At 40.6% G+C, this 17,472-nt stretch carries 18 protein-coding genes and 2 pseudogenes; 8 read left to right on the top strand and 12 right to left on the bottom strand.

Features of this window, described 5'->3' with window-relative positions; genetic code table 11:
* Window positions 1-113 precede the first annotated feature (113 nt).
* A complete protein-coding gene (locus tag ANSO36C_RS26080) occupies window positions 114-1,196 on the top strand; it encodes an MraY family glycosyltransferase (protein ID WP_251956992.1) in 1,083 nt (360 codons plus the stop codon).
* Between the two features lie 358 nt (window positions 1,197-1,554).
* Here the strand turns inward: ANSO36C_RS26080 and fabG are convergent, their stop codons facing one another.
* The gene (gene fabG, locus ANSO36C_RS26075; protein WP_251956991.1) at window positions 1,555-2,301 is read right to left on the bottom strand and encodes a 3-oxoacyl-[acyl-carrier-protein] reductase; all 747 of its coding nucleotides are present in this window, start codon (window positions 2,299-2,301) and stop codon (window positions 1,555-1,557) included.
* Window positions 2,302-2,662: 361 nt separating this feature from the next.
* Here fabG and trxA point away from each other — a divergent pair.
* The 5 genes and pseudogenes from trxA (at window position 2,663) to ANSO36C_RS26050 (ending at window position 5,437) form a co-directional block, all read left to right on the top strand.
* Window positions 2,663-2,945: pseudogene (gene trxA / locus ANSO36C_RS26070) on the top strand (thioredoxin).
* A 217-nt stretch (window positions 2,946-3,162) separates the two neighbouring features.
* On the top strand, window positions 3,163-3,327 hold the full coding sequence (locus ANSO36C_RS26065) for a hypothetical protein (RefSeq protein ID WP_251956989.1): 165 nt from the start codon (window positions 3,163-3,165) through the stop codon (window positions 3,325-3,327).
* A 280-nt stretch (window positions 3,328-3,607) separates the two neighbouring features.
* Window positions 3,608-4,489 carry a hypothetical protein gene (locus tag ANSO36C_RS26060; protein WP_251956987.1) on the top strand — a complete coding sequence of 294 codons (882 nt, stop codon included), beginning with the start codon at window positions 3,608-3,610 and terminating at the stop codon, window positions 4,487-4,489.
* An 18-nt stretch (window positions 4,490-4,507) separates the two neighbouring features.
* The gene (locus ANSO36C_RS26055; RefSeq protein WP_251956985.1) at window positions 4,508-4,948 is read left to right on the top strand and encodes a hypothetical protein; all 441 of its coding nucleotides are present in this window, start codon (window positions 4,508-4,510) and stop codon (window positions 4,946-4,948) included.
* A 15-nt stretch (window positions 4,949-4,963) separates the two neighbouring features.
* Window positions 4,964-5,437 carry a GUN4 domain-containing protein gene (locus ANSO36C_RS26050; protein WP_251956983.1) on the top strand — a complete coding sequence of 158 codons (474 nt, stop codon included), beginning with the start codon at window positions 4,964-4,966 and terminating at the stop codon, window positions 5,435-5,437.
* Between the two features lie 96 nt (window positions 5,438-5,533).
* Here the strand turns inward: ANSO36C_RS26050 and ANSO36C_RS26045 are convergent, their stop codons facing one another.
* From ANSO36C_RS26045 to ANSO36C_RS26030, 4 genes are all read right to left on the bottom strand, one after another.
* A complete protein-coding gene (locus ANSO36C_RS26045) occupies window positions 5,534-7,453 on the bottom strand; it encodes an iron uptake porin (RefSeq protein WP_251960442.1) in 1,920 nt (639 codons plus the stop codon).
* Between the two features lie 528 nt (window positions 7,454-7,981).
* A complete protein-coding gene (locus tag ANSO36C_RS26040; RefSeq protein ID WP_251956981.1) occupies window positions 7,982-8,248 on the bottom strand; it encodes a hypothetical protein in 267 nt (88 codons plus the stop codon).
* Window positions 8,249-8,298: 50 nt separating this feature from the next.
* On the bottom strand, window positions 8,299-8,496 hold the full coding sequence (locus ANSO36C_RS26035; RefSeq protein WP_251956980.1) for a hypothetical protein: 198 nt from the start codon (window positions 8,494-8,496) through the stop codon (window positions 8,299-8,301).
* A 661-nt stretch (window positions 8,497-9,157) separates the two neighbouring features.
* Window positions 9,158-9,949, bottom strand: a complete 792-nt coding sequence (locus tag ANSO36C_RS26030; RefSeq protein ID WP_251956977.1) for a DUF1868 domain-containing protein — start codon at window positions 9,947-9,949, stop codon at window positions 9,158-9,160.
* A gap of 165 nt (window positions 9,950-10,114) precedes the next feature.
* Between ANSO36C_RS26030 and holA the strand changes: the two genes are divergently transcribed.
* Window positions 10,115-11,104 carry a DNA polymerase III subunit delta gene (gene holA, locus ANSO36C_RS26025; RefSeq protein WP_251956975.1) on the top strand — a complete coding sequence of 330 codons (990 nt, stop codon included), beginning with the start codon at window positions 10,115-10,117 and terminating at the stop codon, window positions 11,102-11,104.
* A gap of 109 nt (window positions 11,105-11,213) precedes the next feature.
* Entirely contained in the window at window positions 11,214-11,696 is a 483-nt protein-coding gene (locus ANSO36C_RS26020) for a DUF4168 domain-containing protein (RefSeq protein WP_251956974.1), read from the top strand.
* A 43-nt stretch (window positions 11,697-11,739) separates the two neighbouring features.
* On the opposite strand, the gene ANSO36C_RS34530 is transcribed toward ANSO36C_RS26020, so the two are convergent.
* From ANSO36C_RS34530 to ANSO36C_RS26000, 7 genes and pseudogenes are all read right to left on the bottom strand, one after another.
* Window positions 11,740-12,033 carry a helix-turn-helix transcriptional regulator gene (locus ANSO36C_RS34530; RefSeq protein WP_323374516.1) on the bottom strand — a complete coding sequence of 98 codons (294 nt, stop codon included), beginning with the start codon at window positions 12,031-12,033 and terminating at the stop codon, window positions 11,740-11,742.
* Window positions 12,034-12,061: 28 nt separating this feature from the next.
* The gene (locus tag ANSO36C_RS34525) at window positions 12,062-12,352 is read right to left on the bottom strand and encodes a hypothetical protein (protein ID WP_323374515.1); all 291 of its coding nucleotides are present in this window, start codon (window positions 12,350-12,352) and stop codon (window positions 12,062-12,064) included.
* Window positions 12,353-12,991: 639 nt separating this feature from the next.
* A pseudogene (locus ANSO36C_RS35090) lies at window positions 12,992-13,817 on the bottom strand (ATP-binding response regulator); the annotation flags it as partial.
* Between the two features lie 112 nt (window positions 13,818-13,929).
* Window positions 13,930-14,709: a GAF domain-containing sensor histidine kinase gene (locus ANSO36C_RS35085; protein ID WP_410174727.1), complete on the bottom strand. Its 780-nt coding sequence runs from the start codon at window positions 14,707-14,709 to the stop codon at window positions 13,930-13,932.
* Between the two features lie 101 nt (window positions 14,710-14,810).
* Window positions 14,811-16,229, bottom strand: a complete 1,419-nt coding sequence (locus tag ANSO36C_RS35080) for a PAS domain-containing protein (protein WP_410174633.1) — start codon at window positions 16,227-16,229, stop codon at window positions 14,811-14,813.
* Window positions 16,222-16,650, bottom strand: a complete 429-nt coding sequence (locus ANSO36C_RS26005; protein ID WP_251956972.1) for a PAS domain-containing protein — start codon at window positions 16,648-16,650, stop codon at window positions 16,222-16,224. Before ANSO36C_RS26005 ends, ANSO36C_RS35080 begins: the two co-directional genes overlap by 8 nt.
* A 310-nt stretch (window positions 16,651-16,960) precedes the next feature.
* Window positions 16,961-17,377, bottom strand: a complete 417-nt coding sequence (locus ANSO36C_RS26000; RefSeq protein WP_251956971.1) for a hypothetical protein — start codon at window positions 17,375-17,377, stop codon at window positions 16,961-16,963.
* Window positions 17,378-17,472: the final 95 nt, after the last annotated feature.

Raw genomic sequence — 17,472 nt, 5'->3', positions numbered from 1 at the left:
GCGCCAGAGTGCTAATCTCCCAAGCGGCTCAAGTTACAAATGGAAATAAAAAAATTGATTAATATACAGGTGATGCTCATATTAGATACAGGCAGTAATGCTTGAATTGGGAGATGAATCTAGACAACTCCCTTAAGTTCCTTGGTATTGCCGAACCTAGCGGCACCGGCTGGTTGGCAGTAGTATTTACGTTCCTCTTGGCTTGGCTGGTAACTTGGCGTTTAATTCCGACAGTACGCAAATTCGCCTTGCGGGTAGGTTGGGCTGATCAACCCAACGCACGGCGACTCAACCGAGAACCTTTACCCAACGCAGGGGGGTTAGCTATCTACGCGGGTGTAATTGCCGCGCTGGTATTAGCTAGCCTATTACGACCTATCGAACTCCAAACTGTATTGGCTCAGGTACTCACTATTCTGTTAGGGGGTTCGATATTAGTCCTTGTGGGCTTTATCGATGATCAGTTTGGCTTACCGCCCTCTGTTCGATTGTGGGCACAAATTGTCACAGCACTGTTGCTGGTAGCTAATGGCATCAGCGTCAAAGTTCTGTTTGGCACGCCCATCGACTCGTTCCTGTCCATATTGCTAACAGTACTATGGGTAGTAGGGATTACTAATGCTATCAACTTGATGGATGGCATGGATGGCTTGGCAGGAGGAATTAGTTTTATTACTGCCATGAGTTTGTTAGCTGTTGCAGCCCAATTTAACAATCGTGCAGCAGCAATTTTGGTACTCGCAGCCTTGGGAGGTGCTGCACTAGGCTTTTTACGCCATAACTTTCATCCTTCACGAATTATTATGGGTGATGCCGGAGCATACTTTTTTGGCTATGTGCTGGCAGCAACTAGTATTTTAGGCAAACTGCAACAAAACACAATTTATGCGCTAATTCCTACGGTTTTATTTCTACTGTTACCAGTGTTAGATACCACTCAAGTATTTGTGCGACGGCTATTAGCAGGAAATAATCCTCTGAGTACTCCTGGCAAAGACCACTTGCACCACCGCTTACTTGCTTGGGGACTCTCCCAGCGCCATGCTGCGTTTACCCTTTGGTCAATTACCTTAGTTTTCAACTTGCTGGCGATGAGAATACAAGGTATGAGTTTGGCTGTGATGCTGGCTACCGCCAGTAGCATTATTATTCTTTTGGGCTTTACTGTCTGGCAAAGGATACGTCAACAGCCTTAATTGTTTGTAGGGTGGGCATTGCAATGCTAGCCCTACTATGATTTATTTTCGTATGGAAGCGATGTCTACGAGAGCTAGTACACAAAACCTATAAAACTGGGGTAAAGCTTACAAAAAAATTTATTCAACTATAAAGCAATACGGTTCAGTTAAGGCTAAAACTCTGTTACCAAAGTCGTTTTTTTTACGTAGACGCTTCGGCTTGCCGCAGGCTACCGCCTTCTCTACGAGAGGCTTTCGCCAACGCGTAGCGTCTCGTAGAGAAGGCGCAGAGAACGCAGAGAGAAGAAAGAGATGCTTAACTGAACTGTATTGACTAATAATTGACAAAAATCATTAACTCCTAACTCAGCACTATTTACGCCATGACCATACCACCATCGACATTAAAAACTTGTCCGGTGATGTAGTTGGCGGCGGGATCGGCGGCGAGGAAACGCACCATACCAGCGACTTCTTCGGGTTGACCGAAGCGACCGAGTGGGATGTACTTGAGAATATCTTCGGGGTTGTTGAGGTCGCTGGTCATGTCGGTGGAGATGAATCCAGGGGCGACGGCGTTAACGGTGATCCCACGAGTAGCTAGTTCTTTGGCAACGCTTTTGGTGAAGCCGATTACACCTGCTTTGGCGGCGCTGTAGTTTGATTGCCCTGGGTTGCCCATTTGCCCAGCAACGGAGGTAATGTTGATAATCCGCCCCGATCGCTGCTTGAGCATAATTTTACTTACGGCGCGTGTACATAAGAAAACACCAGTTAGATTAAGGTCTATCACAGCTTGCCAATCTTCTGGCTTCAAACGCAAAAGCAGTGTATCACGAGTAATACCCGCGTTGTTAACTAAGATATCCACACGGCTGAACTTTTCCATGACGGTGTTAACTAATGCGTCTACTTGATCGCCTTTAGAAACGTCTGCTTGGATAGCGATCGCCTGACCTCCCGCACTTGTAATTTCTGTAACAACCGCCTCAGCAGCAGCACTCGAACTGGCATAATTGACAACTGCGATCGCTCCTTGTGAGGCTAATTCAATTGCGATCGCACGCCCAATTCCTCGTGATGCACCTGTAACAATTGCAACTTTATCTTGTAATAGTGTCATTCAATGTTCCTCAATCTTAGAAATACCGCGCTAATTATCTTATGGTGATTTCGGGAACATCTGAATATTGTCTGAATAAAATCTAACTCTTGCGGGATGACAATCTTACCGTCATGTTGCAAATTAAATAGCTAATAGATAAAGTTATACGTCGTATTTAGCGAAATATCACAATCCCAATATTATAATTATTTAAGATTTTGGACTAGAAATCAGTTTATATTAACTAATCTAATATTTTCCCAACAAAAACCCGTGAATCTATACCGCTTTTATTTTCTAAGAATTACTATTGAAACAAACAATTGAAAATCGGTGTGTGTCACATGGCAACTAAAAGCAATTTAATAGCTTTGAAGAGATGCTATCTGCTTCTGATGTACCTGTATTAGTAGATTTTTACGCTGACTGGTGTGGGCCCATGCCAAATGATGGTGCCAATTTTAGAGCAAGTCAATGTCCAACTTAAGGATCGCCTGCGAATTGTCAAAATCGACACAGAAAAATACACAGATTTGGCTACTCAGTATAAAATTGCCTCTCTACCAACCTTGGTACTGTTTAAGCAGGGTCAACCTGTGGATAGGATAGAGGGAGTGATGCAAGCACCGCAGCTGGTGCAATATCTACAAACAAAGGTTTAAGCTAACACTTAAAATTTGGATTTTAGCTGCCAGAGGCGCGGAATATCGCGTCTTTTTTAGTGGGGTAGCACAGCTAGCTGTTGCCCTACGAATAACCGTGTAAAACCCTAAGTAAATATTAAGCATATCTACTTATACGTCTAGAGATTGGAGTTTAGAAATTGAGATGGCTATATTGTATAGATATAACAAAATATCTTGACAAGTAAAGCAATATATGAATCATAAGCAGCAAAGACCTGACAAAGCCTATATTTGGGTGAATATTGATTTTGATAAGGTTAAATATAGAATAGATGCGGTGACTTCCCAAATTGAGCAGGTTATACAAAAGCACCAAATTTCAAATCAAACTGGTCAATCAGGCAAAAGAAATAATTAGGTTATCTGTGGGGCGATGTCTACGATGAGCTACACCTACATAATTTATTTTTAGTGTAGTTTTGTATAACAAGGTAGGCATCGCACCAGTTTCGCACAACAGATTTTAGACAAAGCAACTATATTTTTGTCAAACACTAAATAATAGTATTGTGTGATAATAGTCCACCGAATTTATACTTGTTTATTAGCCATGATTTTATCCTCGACACTCCTGAAAAAGAGTGTTATTTTTGTGAGGATATCTGCTTGCTAATTATGTTGTGAAAGGATGTGGATAAATGATGGGATGGCTATTTGGAGGTCTTATTAAACAATTTGAGGGTGCAGCTAAGAAGCTTGTGAGAGAGAGTAGTAAGGAAATAGCTAACTTATTTGATGACAAACTTTACCCTTTAGCTGACAAGCTTGATTATATAGCTCAAGAAAGCATTAATCACGCAATAGAAAGAATTGAGGAATTAGAAAGCAAAGCTAAAGTTGATATTGAATATCTGTTGAATACCGCAGATGAAAAAATTAAACATCAACTTGAGGAAATAAATAACATTCGTGAGAGATTCCTCACGGAGACTGTTAGTAAAAGTAATTTTTATATAGAAAACAGAATTAATCAAATGTCACTAGCTGTAATGCAGGCGATTAGCTTGTCTCAAAACAGCATTGAGCAGAGTTTGGAAAGAATCGAATATTTGGAAAATAAGTTATTTCAAGATGCCAATCAAATAGTTGATAAAATATCGGAACTGATAGATGGAAAATTTGAACTAATTCGGAATGAGTTAAAAAAATATTTAGTTCACGGTTTACCCAGTCCTCTTGATAAATGTAGACAAAGGCTCAAAATCGCATGGAAGCCTGGTGGTCTATTTTCTGATGTTGAGCTTTATGAGTTAAGCGAATGCTATGAACTGAGTAAGTTAGATGAAAATACTTCTATTGACGAGGTATTGAAAATTTATGGACAATTACAACAAAATGCCGCTATGATGGCTGCTTTAGTCAGAAATTCTCCAGAATTGAAAAATCGAGCTATTAAAGACTGGATAAAATATGGTTTACTTTGTAATTTTTGGCGTAACATAATGAATAATTATGATTTCAAAAACAATCTTATATCAGAGGACAAGTCTTCACAAATATTATTAATAGATAAGCAATAAAATAAGCAAATTTATTTTATGTTCAAAGCAGGTAATGATAACTGGAAAACGCCATTAGGATATTACGAAAAAGCAATTGAAGAACTCAGACGTACCCGTGAAGAGTTGCAGGATATGAAAGCAAATAATAATTTGCATAATATTGAATCAACTATTGCAAGCTTTCAAACGGAAATAAAGGAATTAAAATCTGAGCTTCGGACTATGCAAAAGCGATTGGCAAATACTGAAGAAACGGCAATACAAGCTCAGATTACTTTAGCTGAGACTCAAAAAGCCTCACTAGCTGCTCAAGCTGAACTACAAGCTTTGAAAGAAATTATGACTGATGAACAAAAATTAAATTATAAAATTTTTGAAGAATTGGTTCAAATAAAAGAGCAAATATCTCAATTACCATCTCAAGTTGTGGAGTCAGATTCACAAACATCAATTATTAAATCTTTATCAAATGTGTAGTTACATCTGTCTCAATTGACAGCAGAATTAACTCTTGTATCTCATACATCTGGTATTGATTATAGAAAATTACAGGAATTACTAGCAGAGCAAAAATGGCAGGAAGCTGATAGAGAAACTTACTCTACTATGCTCAAAATATGTGAGCGTGAAGAAGAAGGCTGGTTAGATGATGGCGAAATTAAAAGATTTCCTCGTCATGACCTTTATATTATTAATAAGCTCTGGGTTCAATATAGTGAAGGCAGATTTGGTTTTAGCGTCCAACAACGTATTTGGCAAGCCAAGAAAGATTGTAAGCGCTTTGCTTATAAAGTTGGATGGCTACCAAGTCTTGTCAATCATGAATGGGTTAAATATGAAGAATATACTTTCAGCTTAGACGCACCTAAAGGACACTTTCCATCTATATGTCGGTTAGTGGGTTTAGATTCTACAAACCTTAGTGGGGTTCAGCATCGAGTAAAGATTTTTTTGTCACGATACTAGTGAGACAGGGCAATATTGTTATTACTGTGAACTTTGTTAACCAATCTCAAAATCCCCCAATTTATTGGGGGATTTTGACTCCCTACTGTCAATCTCTTAAAAGGTAAAAGTAGTCCGAAGTACACCTACTGTTGTAGTTTCATTGTTGCTGTTACCTTCTGGGTTAAAGAGAACAAATGCACCAGGGGTAATGCTGATATTATCGGTAACTTGAAGGCGGTAATAGGCTTCTAAATGGTAAGGAGTCGCCCGATTCTCGCCTGTGGGAGTAAGTTGAGCAGAACCACCTGTATCACTACGGAAAAGCGGCTGACCAAAAATAATCCCGGCAGTGTTCCCTGACTTGAATAAATCTCTGAAGTGAACTCCCGCCATCCAACTTGTAAAGGTTGTGGAAGCATTCACGCTATTTGAAGCAGCATCAACAAATAGTGCTGCACCGTAGCCAGATAAGGCTATCTTGGGAGACAGTCGCCATGTTACCGTACCGCCAACAGAGTTGAGTGTAACAGGTGTCCCAGCTGCAACCCCTGCTAAAGCACCGATATCACCACTAATTAATCCCGTACCCAAAATATTGATTTCGTGATAACTGTGGGCATAGTTTAAACCAATATCCAGAGCGGGACTTGGCTTGAAGGTTAACTGTGTGGCAATAACACTGCTACCACTAAATAAACCTGCTCCCAAAGGTGTAGTAGAAACTCCTGGTAGCGCTTCATCGGGAGATTTTTGGGTTAAATTGGCATTTGGATTGCCGTATAAAGCTCTTAAATCCAAATTTGGCGAAATGTTGAAAATAAATCCCGCCGCCGATGCTAAACCAGTACCCGAAGTACCACCAGAAATCCGTACCACAGGATTCAAGCCGGCAAAACGAGAAATTGACTCTTGTCCTTCACCATAAAAAGGCGTAATTGCTGGGAAAGCATCTGATGTTTCCGCCGCAGTTCCCGCAAACAAGGTTAATTTACTAGCGACAGGAAAGATATACAACAATTTGTAAAGCTGAACACTGTTTGCGCCAACACTCGACAAAGTATTGACATTTAACCCCGGAAATTGTGGTTCAAAACTGGTACGAGCGCTACTTGCACTTAAAATCGGCGAAGCTAATCCTAAACTTTGTTGTAAGCTACCCTCTCCAGTGGCTCCACCCAAAAAGTTATAAGCTTGCAATCCAGTAATTAATAAATCTTTACCAGTAAAGCTAGTGGTGAGATTTAACCGCACTCTATTGACTAGGATGATGTTCGAGTCGCTGTTATTAGGAGCGCCACCGCTAGCACCAATACCAGCAATAATTACCTCTCCATTAAGTTTGGTAGTTGTAGAAAACTGATTTGCTTCTAGCTCTGCTGTGCGAGCTTCTACAGCATCTACTCGACCTCGCAATGTTGCCAATTCCGCCGCAAATTGTTCTTGTAGATTCTGCAACGTGGCTAAATCTTCTTTCTTGACCAAATCACCAGTTGCAGTCGCAATCAATTCGTTGATTCGGTCTAAACAAGCATTTAAGCCAGCAGCAAATTCATAGCGAGTCATCGCCCGATTACCGCGATAGGTTTGATTGGGATAACCTGCGATACAACCATAGCGCTCGACTAAAGATTGGAGTGCTTGAAAAGCCCAATCAGTTGGCTGTACATCAGACAACTGGGATACAGATGTTACTTGTGCAAGTTTGTATGAGGTTGGAGATGAACTTGCAGATTGTGGTATGATTGGCTGCCAAAAGTTAACAGTAGAATCTACTTCTAAATCTTGATTTTTCGGCTGTTGACTAACTGAGGATAAGTTTTTTTGACTCTCATTGGCTATCAACAATTTACTGGATATATTATTTGTTAAATTGCTTTGATGAGAATCATTTTTTTTATAGCTGCCATCATCTTGATTAACAGCTATGTTTTTATCTGCAATTTCTAAACTAGGAAGGGCTTGCACAGGTAATAACCCAGCAATTAAACATAAAAATCCCATCCCACTAGCAGAAGCTAGTAGATATTTTGCCATCATAACTCCCAACACCAATAAAATAGAGGAAAAATTAATTGCGATTTTAAAATGCATTGATAAGTAAATTTAAAGTAAATCTAGCAAGAGAGTCTTGTTAACTTTAAATTTTTGGGATCAGGATTTTTTCTGAATTAACTTACCAGAACATCAGCTTATATCGCAAGTATTAAATTATAGTAAATACTATTTCTGGAAAGAATTAACAATAAATTATATTGAGAGTTTATATAATTACTATAGTAAAGACTAAATGGTTTGTGAACAGTACGTTCGGTAGGATACCTGATTCATAAGCCTTCCAAATTTTCTCTGTTCAAATATAGAATCAGATTGCTATATTAACAAAATGATAATTAAATAACTCTGATTTTGTGATAAGGAATATTAGGTATTGAGTTGAAGATTTTGGCTCAATAGCTAACAAAGAATAATTTGTTCAAAAAAGACCAAGAGCCTGCGATCACAGGCTCCATTTAGAGTGCAGGTAATATCAGCAGGAAAACGGTGGAAATAACCTTCAAGAATTTAATCCCACCAATAGGTAACAATAACCGCATCACAATCCTGTTGAACATCTTCACCCTGTAGCCCCCCTTCCAATCTAGTTCTCAGTCGGCGCTTAAGCCGCAAACCGTAGTCTTCATTCGTGCCATCACTTACCTCTACTGAATCAGCTCGCCACTTTTTACCCAAGTCTAAAAGCTCAGACACTTTTATGTCTTGGTTCTCTGTCAGGATATACAACGTATCGGCAGGATAAGCAATAAAATGGATGATACTGGTTTCAGGCATAGGGCGATAGTTCGCCATTGCAAGCAGGGTATCGACCATGCCACCAAAGCTTAAACCGTTTTCATCTGGTGCAAAGATTGGTTTGGTGAACAGAAAGCTTGCCCATAATTTCTGTGGCTGGAAAGGTCAGTAATTACTTCTTCGCCATCAAACTCATTGAACCGATGCTGCCAAACCAAGGCAGCAAAGAGTTCTTGAGGAGAATAGGATTTCGCTATCGATTGGATTTTGGCTAAGTCAAGCATCACATTTACGGTAAGTAATATTTTTAACAAAACATTTGTAACTACCCTTGCAGTTTATTTACCCAGTGGCTGCTATTCTTATAGTTACTTCGGTCTGTCATAGCAGATAGATTATCCTCAATAATGTTTTTATTTATGAGCGCTCATATACCATCGTGGTAATGTGGGTGCTTTTACTTTATTGAAGAAGAATTCAGAAGTCAGAATTCAGGAGTCAGAATAAATCAGTGGGGGATTCAGACTCACCACTGATAGCGGCGCGGAAAGCGAGTCAGACGCTCCTGCGTCGCTAACGCTGTGCTATCGAGCGTCTTTAAGACCACCAAATTTTCAATTTGGTGGGGGTTTTAAACCCGTTTATTCAGACGCGACTCGAAAATACTCGCTAACGCTACGCTATCGCGGACTCGCTCTAAGCGAAGCATCCCGAAGGGTATACGCTGCGCTATCCGCCACTCGTACAGAATTCATTCTGAATTCTGACTCCTAACTCCTGAATTCTGTTCGATAAATAAATTCAGGGGATTGAAACCCTTATGGCAGGGGAATCATAAATCCTCTCCCAGCTTTTGGTTGTACAGGAAGCCTACAGTGACACTTTGCGTCACTGTAGGTAGTTCACTAAACCCAAATTTAATGTTGCTTAGATGATAGGCAAAGCAGGTCAAAAATCTAAAATTGGCCAGTCTGGTTCACGATAATAGCGTGTCATGTTGTCAAACTTTCGCAATTCGACGCGGTTGATTAAAAATTCTGGCAAATTTAATAGCCATTGTTCATTCAATTGAGAAAGCATTGTACTGAAGCCTGTGCGGTCTAAGTCAGATGAAACCTCCCCAAAATAAGCTAATGTAACATGGGCTGTGAAATGATAATGCTGTTCAATACCCAAGGCAATTAACTTGGGATTTTGATAAATTGTTCGGCGAAATTTAATAATTTCCTCGTAACAGCTTTCATTTTGGGGTACTAAACAAACAGCTATAGCTCTTGGCATGAGTATCAGCCCCAGTATTTGCCATTTAATCGGATGACTCCTGTTTGTCATCAATTGTTGATATTGCTGAAATATTTCGGCTAAACAAGAGTGTAACTCCTCGTCAAATTTGGGATTTTTTTCGCAGGCATGAAGATAAGCACTGTCCCAAATTAAATCTGCTAAAGTCAAATGGAAGCTAGCAGAAGGTACAGGTACAATCAAATTACGGTTTACAGGTAACTGCAAAAGTTCCTGTTGGTAAGTCTGTAATTTGTTATAGAAAGCAGAGTTTTCTGATTCTTCTTCTGCCGCAGGCGGGGTAATTAACGTATATCCAGGAAAGGATGCTGCTTCTCTCAACCCGGAATTTGGCTGAAATTTAGAAGATTCCTGAATATGCTGGACTTGGGATCTGTAAGTTTCTGGCAGCGTCAGTCGCGCTAACCGATTTAAGTAAGTTTGATAGTTATCGTCCAATCTTCATGGCCTCATGCTCTCACTTGATAGATTTTAGGGAAAATTACCCCGATTAACAGAATGATTTCAAAAGTATTTAATTTTTGGGAGGGGGACTGGGGAAGAAGAACTATTAATTATTGATAATGCCCCATGCCCAATCCCCATCTACTAAGAGGTTTATCTATGCCAATTTATGTTTACTGGGGTGAAGATGATTTTGCTATAGAAAAAGCGATCGCTATGCTGCGCGATCGCGTCCTCGATCCCCAATGGATAAGTTTTAATTACACTGCATTCTCCCCAGATCAGGCTGATGCTGCCATTCAGGGGTTAAATCAGGTCATGACACCTACTTTTGGCGCTGGTGGGCGCTTGGTATGGCTGATAAATACTACTCTTTGCCAGCACTGTCCAGACAATGTGTTGGCAGAATTGGGGCGATCGCTACCTGTCATTGCCGAAAATTCATTTTTATTGCTCACTAGCCGTAACAAGCCAGATGAACGCCTCAAATCCACGAAATTGTTAAAACAGTTTGCCACTGAATTTCGAGAATTCCCCCTCATTCCCCCTTGGAAAACAGAATTACTGGTGCAATCTGTTAATCAAGCAGCCCAGACTGTCGGCGTGAAACTGACTGCCAATACTGCCCAGTTGTTGGCAGATTCTGTAGGCAATGATACACGGCTTCTCTACAATGAGTTAGAGAAATTGCGGCTATATGCCCAAGGTAGTAATAAGCCTTTAGACACAGATACCGTTACCAAGTTAGTAAGAAATACTACTCAAAATAGCTTACAATTAGCAGCAGCAATCAGAACAGGAGATACACCTAAAGCTTTGACAACATTGGCAGATTTGAGCAATGCTTCCGAACCAGGATTACGGATAGTTGCCACGTTGATTGGACAATTTCGGACGTGGCTGTGGGTGAAGATTATGATGGAAAGTGGGGAGCGCAATCAACAAGCGATCGCTCAGGCTGCTGATATCGGTAATCCCAAACGGATCTACTTCTTACAGCAAGAAATCAGGCTACTTTCTGTACAACAGTTAATCTCTTGCTTACCCCTACTACTGGAGTTAGAAGTGAGTCTGAAGCAAGGATCATCAGAAATGTCAACACTCCAGACTAAAGTAATTGAACTTTGTCAAGTTTGCCGAGGAAATTGACAATTAAATATAAAAGCTTGATGTATTGAGCAGTTGCTGGAACTTCCAACTCCGAAAATAATTCAAAGTCCCTATAATATCCCTGATGTAGTTTTGTGTCACATACTATATGAAGAAAATTTCCGATTTATTTTTCCGTTCCAGCCGAAAGCGAATTCTTTGGCAATCATTCTTTTTCGGCGCGATCGCTTCTGCTAGTCTGATTTCTAATTCTTTTTTATTGAGTTCAAAAGCTGATGCTCAAACTCCAGCACCAATAGTTAACAATACTGAAATCAACAGCTACGCTCAAGCTGTGTTAGCAATGGAACCAGCCCGTCAAAATGCCTTTGAAGAAATTAAAAAACTTATTGGCAACGGAGAAATTCCTAAGATTGTTTGTAACGATTCTGACAGCATAAATGGTCTTCCCCGGAAGGCTCAAGATATCGCGGTAAATTACTGTACTCGCTCTCAAAAGATTGTCGAAGATAATGGTTTAAGCATTGATCAATTTAACAAAATTACTATAGAGCTACAAAACAACAATATGTTAAAACGGCAGGTTTACAATACTTTATTACGTCTGCAACAGACTCCTGATTCTCGGTAAGGAGAAGGATTAATTAAATAGATGCTGATGGCAGTAATACTATTTAAGCTACAAGATATGCTTGTCGTTTAGTGTGAATATTTTTCATGTGCTTTTTCACTGTATTTATTGTGATGTAAAGCTTAGTGGCAATTTCTTTGTAGCTGTAGTTGTTTCTATAGAGAAACCAAATTTCAGCTTCTCGCGGTGTCAAGTCAAATTTTTTAACTTCAGTGATTGCTAAACTTTTCAAAGACTCATATTGATTTTCGATAGTCACTAATAAGCAAGGCACTTCAAATCCATCTATATGTAGCAGTCTTACCTTAATACGAAAAACATTTGACTTATCAACCACAATTTCATCCGACAGAAGGATCAGTTTATCAGAAAACAAATACCCACTGACTCAGTAAGGATTCACAAAGATTCCAGATGATTGACGGTACAAAATTTTGGTTGAAATTGCCTTGGTTGAATTGACAACACAGGCGAAGAGCAGATGCATTAGCATGAATGATTTCACCTGTTTGGCTTAAAATTAATATCCCCTCTTCTAAGCCTTCAATCACTTCTTGTAGAAAATCAGCCCGCTTCGAGTCATGTAATTCAATCGCATCTAGCTGTTGTAATTCAACTACCTTTTCTGTTACTAATGTTTTTGTTAAAGCAATCATAGGAGGTTTATTAATGTATAAAATACTGTTTATTGGTTAGATTTATGAAAGTTGAAATTTGCGCTATCTATTTTTTACATAATTAATGCGTTAAGGAGATTAAAAGGCAGACAAAATGTGTCTTAACAACTGTGTGTATCATTACGCAAGGAGTGAATAGTACAGATTAATTACACTCACTAAGGTAAACGAAAGTCTAATTCTTATAAATAACCTCCTAAAGTACCCAAGTTACACTTGATGTAGCCTGATTGAATTGTTTTAGGCTACATAATTTAAATACAACTCTGAAATTGCCTATTTCGGAAACCGCATTGAAGATATTTCAGATCACATCTAAGCAACTGTGGCGACCTCTTTTTTAAGAGCTTAGAAGAGGAAAAGAGCAAGTTTTTTTAAGAGAGGTTAGGGGAATGTTCTCGTAATAAACAAGCTAGCCGAAATATATTGAAGCCACTTATACTAAGTACTCATCACCCTAATAGACAATAATTATTTACATTGAAATAAAAATACACACATCAATATCTATATAGTGTAGGTATTCACCAACTACGCTAAATTGCAAATAAAAAACTGTTTTTTGGTAAGGGACTTGCAAAAAATAAATTATCCCAAATTTTCCAATCCCTATTTTTTCTAAGTCCGTCCCACAAGGCTAGCGACTACTGTAGCTAACTCAGCGGCTTCAATAGGTTTAGGTAAATGTAGCTGATAACCTTCTTGTATAGCTCGCATCCGATCTTCAGCCCTAGCATAAGTTGTCAACGCGGCGGCGGGAATATTCCCCCCTAGTTCTGGTGGTTGCGATCGCACTTTACGGATTAAAGAGTAACCATCCTCCTGGGGCATACTGATGTCGCTAACTAAAGCATCTGGCTTCCACTGTGTAATTACTTGCAATGCTTCTTGAACTGATGCTACAGCTTTAACTTCGGCTTGGCACTGTTCGAGTACTGTAGTGATGAATTCACGGGTATCGGCTTGGTCATCTACCACTAGCACGCGCACGCCAAGTAGAGAAACAAAGGGAGTGACACAAGGATGGAGGGGCACAGGAAGGGGCAGGGAAGCACTCTTCAAAAGTGGTAGTTTTGACTGTAAATGTCGCTCCTTGTTCTTTACCTGGACTATCTGCGTGGACAGTCCCACCATGTAATTCTACTAAATGACGGACGATCGCTAATCCTAGCCCTAATCCACCATAAGTTCTAGTATTAGAACTATCAGCTTGACGAAAGCGATCAAAAACGTAAGGAAGAAAATCAGGACTGATACCAATACCTGTATCAATCACCTGAATTTGGGCATATTTATCCGTTGTCTGTTGTTTTTCTTGTCCTATGACCACTGACAATTGCACCTCTACCCTTCCGCCGACGGGTGTGAATTTGATGGCATTGGATAGCAGATTCCAGATGATTTGTTGCAAGCGGTCGAAATCACCAGGAACTAAGAATTGAGAATTTTCGCCCAGCAAGCTGTCTGCTGAGTGTTGATTGGTTTGAGATTGTGCTTCTGGAAATTCTAGATTTCGTGATTAACTCCTAATCCCAAATCGGAATTTGGCGCGATTGTTACCACGGGGAGTATCCCGGTGGCACATTTTGCGTTTCTTTTGAGGGAATGAGGGAAAATCTCAAATCAATTTCCTTAGACTGGGCGGCTAGACTAACAGTTTCAATGGCTGACTCAATTATCGGAGCTAAATTACAAGTACTAACATTGAGGCGTAACTTGCCCCTAATCATCCGCGATACATCTAGCAAATCTTCAATTAGCTGGGTTTGCGCTTTAGCATTGCGTTCAATTGTCTCCGTAGCCCTAGCCATTTGGGTATCACTGAGCTTGCTTCGTTGTAATAATTGCGCCCAGCCAAGGATGGCATTGAGGGGCGATCGCAATTCGTGAGACAATACACCCAGAAACTCATCTTTCATGCGGTTGGCTTGTTGCAACTGCTCTGTCTGTTGTTGCAAAGAAGCAATTAAGATAGCCCGTTCCATTGCTATCGCTATTTGGTCGCAGACTGCTTGCATCATCGCTTTTTGATTTTCGGTGAAGCTTAACAGAGTGCGGCTGCCAAAAGAAAGAGTACCCAACAAACGTCCTTGGGCGAGCAATGGGTATGCATAATAAGCAGTAATGCCTAACGAGCGAATCAATTCTGTTTGCGGGTCAGTGGATTGCTGTACATTCTCTACAGCTATGGGATGGCGTTCCTGGGCGACAGTACTACAAACCCCTTGCCCAAATGCTAAACACTCAATTTCCTTTGCCATCTCTTGGGTAATGCCAGTATAAGCTGCCAACCGCATTACCTGAGAGTTATCCTCAACCAAATAGTTAAAGTAAATATCTAAATCAATTTGGTCTCTTAGTTTTCGATAGACGCTATCGATTAGCGCTACTGGTTGCTGACTCGATAGTAAATCGTTAGCTGTATCAAATAGTAGTTTTAGCCTTTTGAACTTAACGAGAGTGCCTTTTGTGCCTTTTTGAGGTTGCTGATTTCTTGAAACACCAAAATACAGGTAGCCGGATGACCGTGCATTGCTGGCAAGGTATCAGCAAATATTAATAGAGAGCGCACACCACCGGGAGTATGCCAATCTACTTCCAATCCATTCAGGCGTTCGCCAAGGGCAACCCGTACACCTGGCATAAGTTCATTGGGGATGCGATCGCCAGCCGCATTCGTGTAGTGATAAACTGTGTGATACTCGGCGGCTGGTACACCTTTGGGAAATTCGCCCCCAGCTAATTCGTTAGCAGAACGATTGGCAAAAGTTACCCGCGCTGTTCCGGGTTCGATAAATAGCAATGGTCGTGGCATCAGATTTAACACATCCTCTAGCCATTTTTGCTGATTCCAGAGAACTTCTTCTGTCTGCTTACGCTCCGTAATATCTAAAAATGCACCAACGCTTCCTCTGGTTTTACCCTCTTCGTCGAACAGGGGTGCAACGTACTCCAACAGCTTGACAATTTTTCCGTTTTCATGGATGACATTGAGTTCACAATCCAGAACTTCAACACCATGAGTTGCGGAATATTGCATGGGGAGTTCTTCTGCTGACAGTTCCCTTCCCTCGCGGTAGATTTTAAAGTTTGTTGGTCTTTCGTTCAAGGAAGCACTGAGGGAGGCATTTGTATCTGGCAATATCCCCAACTGCTTGGCAAAAGAAGGGTTGACTTTGATATTTTGGCATTCTGGATCTTCAGCAATACCAATTCCAATCGGAATTACTTCTAACAAAGTTTGTAACTCAGTAATGCGGCGCTGTAGATTCCTATTTAGTTGTAATATTTGTTCTTTGGCCTGTTTTTGCTCGCTGATGTTGCGAGTTACAGTTGCTAAGGCAATTGGCTCACCTGTCTTCTTGTCTGTAACAGTGAAGATGTTGTAATCAACTGGTATCGGTTGACCTGTTTGAAGGTGGCAAAAGCAGAATTCTCCCTGCCAGCGCCCTTGGAACAGCACAGTTGGCAGTATATGTTCTTGAAAATAGGCTTTGTCTTTGGGCATGACGTAATCTAATACTGCTTTTTGCCTCACTTCTTCAAGGCTGGCAAGCCCTACCAGTTTTTGACCTGCATCATTTATGTAGAGTAATTGACCTTCAAGAGTGGCAATACTGATAAAGTCAGAGCTATTTTCTACCAGCGATACTAATTTTTGTTGCTCTGTTTCTGCTTGCTTGCGTTCGCTTAAGTCGAGAACAAAGGCTACTGACTCTTTCCGGTTTTCTCCTAGTAGCACGTAACCAACTAAAACCGGGATGCGGCTACCATCCTTACGGATATATTCTTTTTCGTAGGGTGTACAAGCAGCGTTGGTGTTTTCTTGTGCTTCAGCAACACTTCGCTCATCCAAGTAATAAATACTCTGGTGGTGTGATATTGCTCCAACTTAATTTACCTGCTAACAAATCCTCCCGCGTGTAACCAATTATCCTCAGAAATTCGTCGTTTGCCTGCTCGATACCGCCAGACACGTCGCCAAACAAAATGCCGATAACGTTAGCATCGACAAAACTCCCCAGTTTCGCTTCGTAGGTTCTCAGTGCTTTTTGAGCGCAGTCGCGTTGATTGCTGAGGCATTCAATAACCGCCGCGCTTTGCCAAATTAAAATAGTAAAAATTACAATTAAAATGATCGCAAATATCGATATTGCAAACGCCGGATCATATTGTTCTGCCCGTTGACCTTCAACAATTACCCAGCCTAATACAAAAGGTACTGCGATCGCAGCAACTAATAAACGGCGTGCAAGTAAGCCACCGTAAGTAATCACTTGTAACTACCTTCATTAACCCCTGTTCTGCCCGCGCCGATAAAAATGCCCATACTTAGTAAGCTGAACAATATAGCTGTATGTAAGGCCATTGAAGTTGTGTAAGGCCAAGTCCATAGAGAACTTTCCTTTGTAGGCATAGCCCATCAGTGCTTGAAAAGAAATTAAAGTAGCTATCAGAGTAATAATCGGGGCATACCAATAACTGCGGTGGGTTTTTGGATAAATCAGAATTTGTAGGGCGATGCTGATTAGCATCAGTTTATTGCTGTGTTCGCCCCCATTCGCCCCGGATGCGATGTCGTTTATGCTATTGGCAAATCAGGAACACCAGTTCATCAATACCAAGATTCCAGCCAAACAGATATTGACAGAGTGTGAGTGTCCCAATTGTGGTGACAGCTATTGCACAGACGCTGGAAATTAAAATAGAGGGAAAGTGGGGAAAGAATTTTGAATTGTTTTTTCCTGTTCCCTCCTCCTTGCCCTTTCCTTTTAAAAATAGCCACAGCGACACTCCACACAGCACAAAACACAGCGCTGTGTTGACTTTCATTGTGGCAGGACTATCGGTAAAGCCGCGCTTGAGAACTTCAATGCCAAGCCACCAGCCAACTAACACGAAACTACCAACCATTATGGAAATTGCACTTGCGACTTTTGCCACAAGTGAATTTGTAGAGATTTTAAATCTATCTTGCAGCCGCAAGCGGTTAACGTTTAACATTTGGTGTTCTCTAACCGCATCTATCTAGCGTGGTAAACTTCCGTATTTCTTACGGGTTAATCATTAATACTATTTGTATTTTATGTTACCCATTG

This window comes from Nostoc cf. commune SO-36 (genome assembly GCF_023734775.1).
Taxonomy (GTDB): domain Bacteria; phylum Cyanobacteriota; class Cyanobacteriia; order Cyanobacteriales; family Nostocaceae; genus Nostoc; species Nostoc commune_A.
The sequence above is the reverse complement of the archived record's forward strand: the minus strand, read 5'-3'. Positions and strand labels throughout refer to the sequence as shown.

What these genes read in the sequence shown, in the direction of transcription:
- ANSO36C_RS26060 (WP_251956987.1), top strand. Translation starts at nt 3,608, where the DNA reads ATGATGGGATGGCTATTTGGAGGTCTTATTAAACAATTTGAGGGTGCA.
- ANSO36C_RS26065 (WP_251956989.1), top strand. Translation starts at nt 3,163, where the DNA reads ATGAATCATAAGCAGCAAAGACCTGACAAAGCCTATATTTGGGTGAAT.
- ANSO36C_RS26055 (WP_251956985.1), top strand. Translation starts at nt 4,508, where the DNA reads ATGTTCAAAGCAGGTAATGATAACTGGAAAACGCCATTAGGATATTAC.
- ANSO36C_RS26040 (WP_251956981.1), bottom strand. Translation starts at nt 8,248, where the DNA reads ATGCCTGAAACCAGTATCATCCATTTTATTGCTTATCCTGCCGATACG.
- ANSO36C_RS34525 (WP_323374515.1), bottom strand. Translation starts at nt 12,352, where the DNA reads ATGATTGCTTTAACAAAAACATTAGTAACAGAAAAGGTAGTTGAATTA.
- fabG (WP_251956991.1), bottom strand. Translation starts at nt 2,301, where the DNA reads ATGACACTATTACAAGATAAAGTTGCAATTGTTACAGGTGCATCACGA.
- ANSO36C_RS26080 (WP_251956992.1), top strand. Translation starts at nt 114, where the DNA reads ATGAATCTAGACAACTCCCTTAAGTTCCTTGGTATTGCCGAACCTAGC.
- ANSO36C_RS26020 (WP_251956974.1), top strand. Translation starts at nt 11,214, where the DNA reads ATGAAGAAAATTTCCGATTTATTTTTCCGTTCCAGCCGAAAGCGAATT.
- holA (WP_251956975.1), top strand. Translation starts at nt 10,115, where the DNA reads ATGCCAATTTATGTTTACTGGGGTGAAGATGATTTTGCTATAGAAAAA.
- ANSO36C_RS26000 (WP_251956971.1), bottom strand. Translation starts at nt 17,377, where the DNA reads ATGTTAAACGTTAACCGCTTGCGGCTGCAAGATAGATTTAAAATCTCT.
- ANSO36C_RS26045 (WP_251960442.1), bottom strand. Translation starts at nt 7,453, where the DNA reads ATGGCAAAATATCTACTAGCTTCTGCTAGTGGGATGGGATTTTTATGT.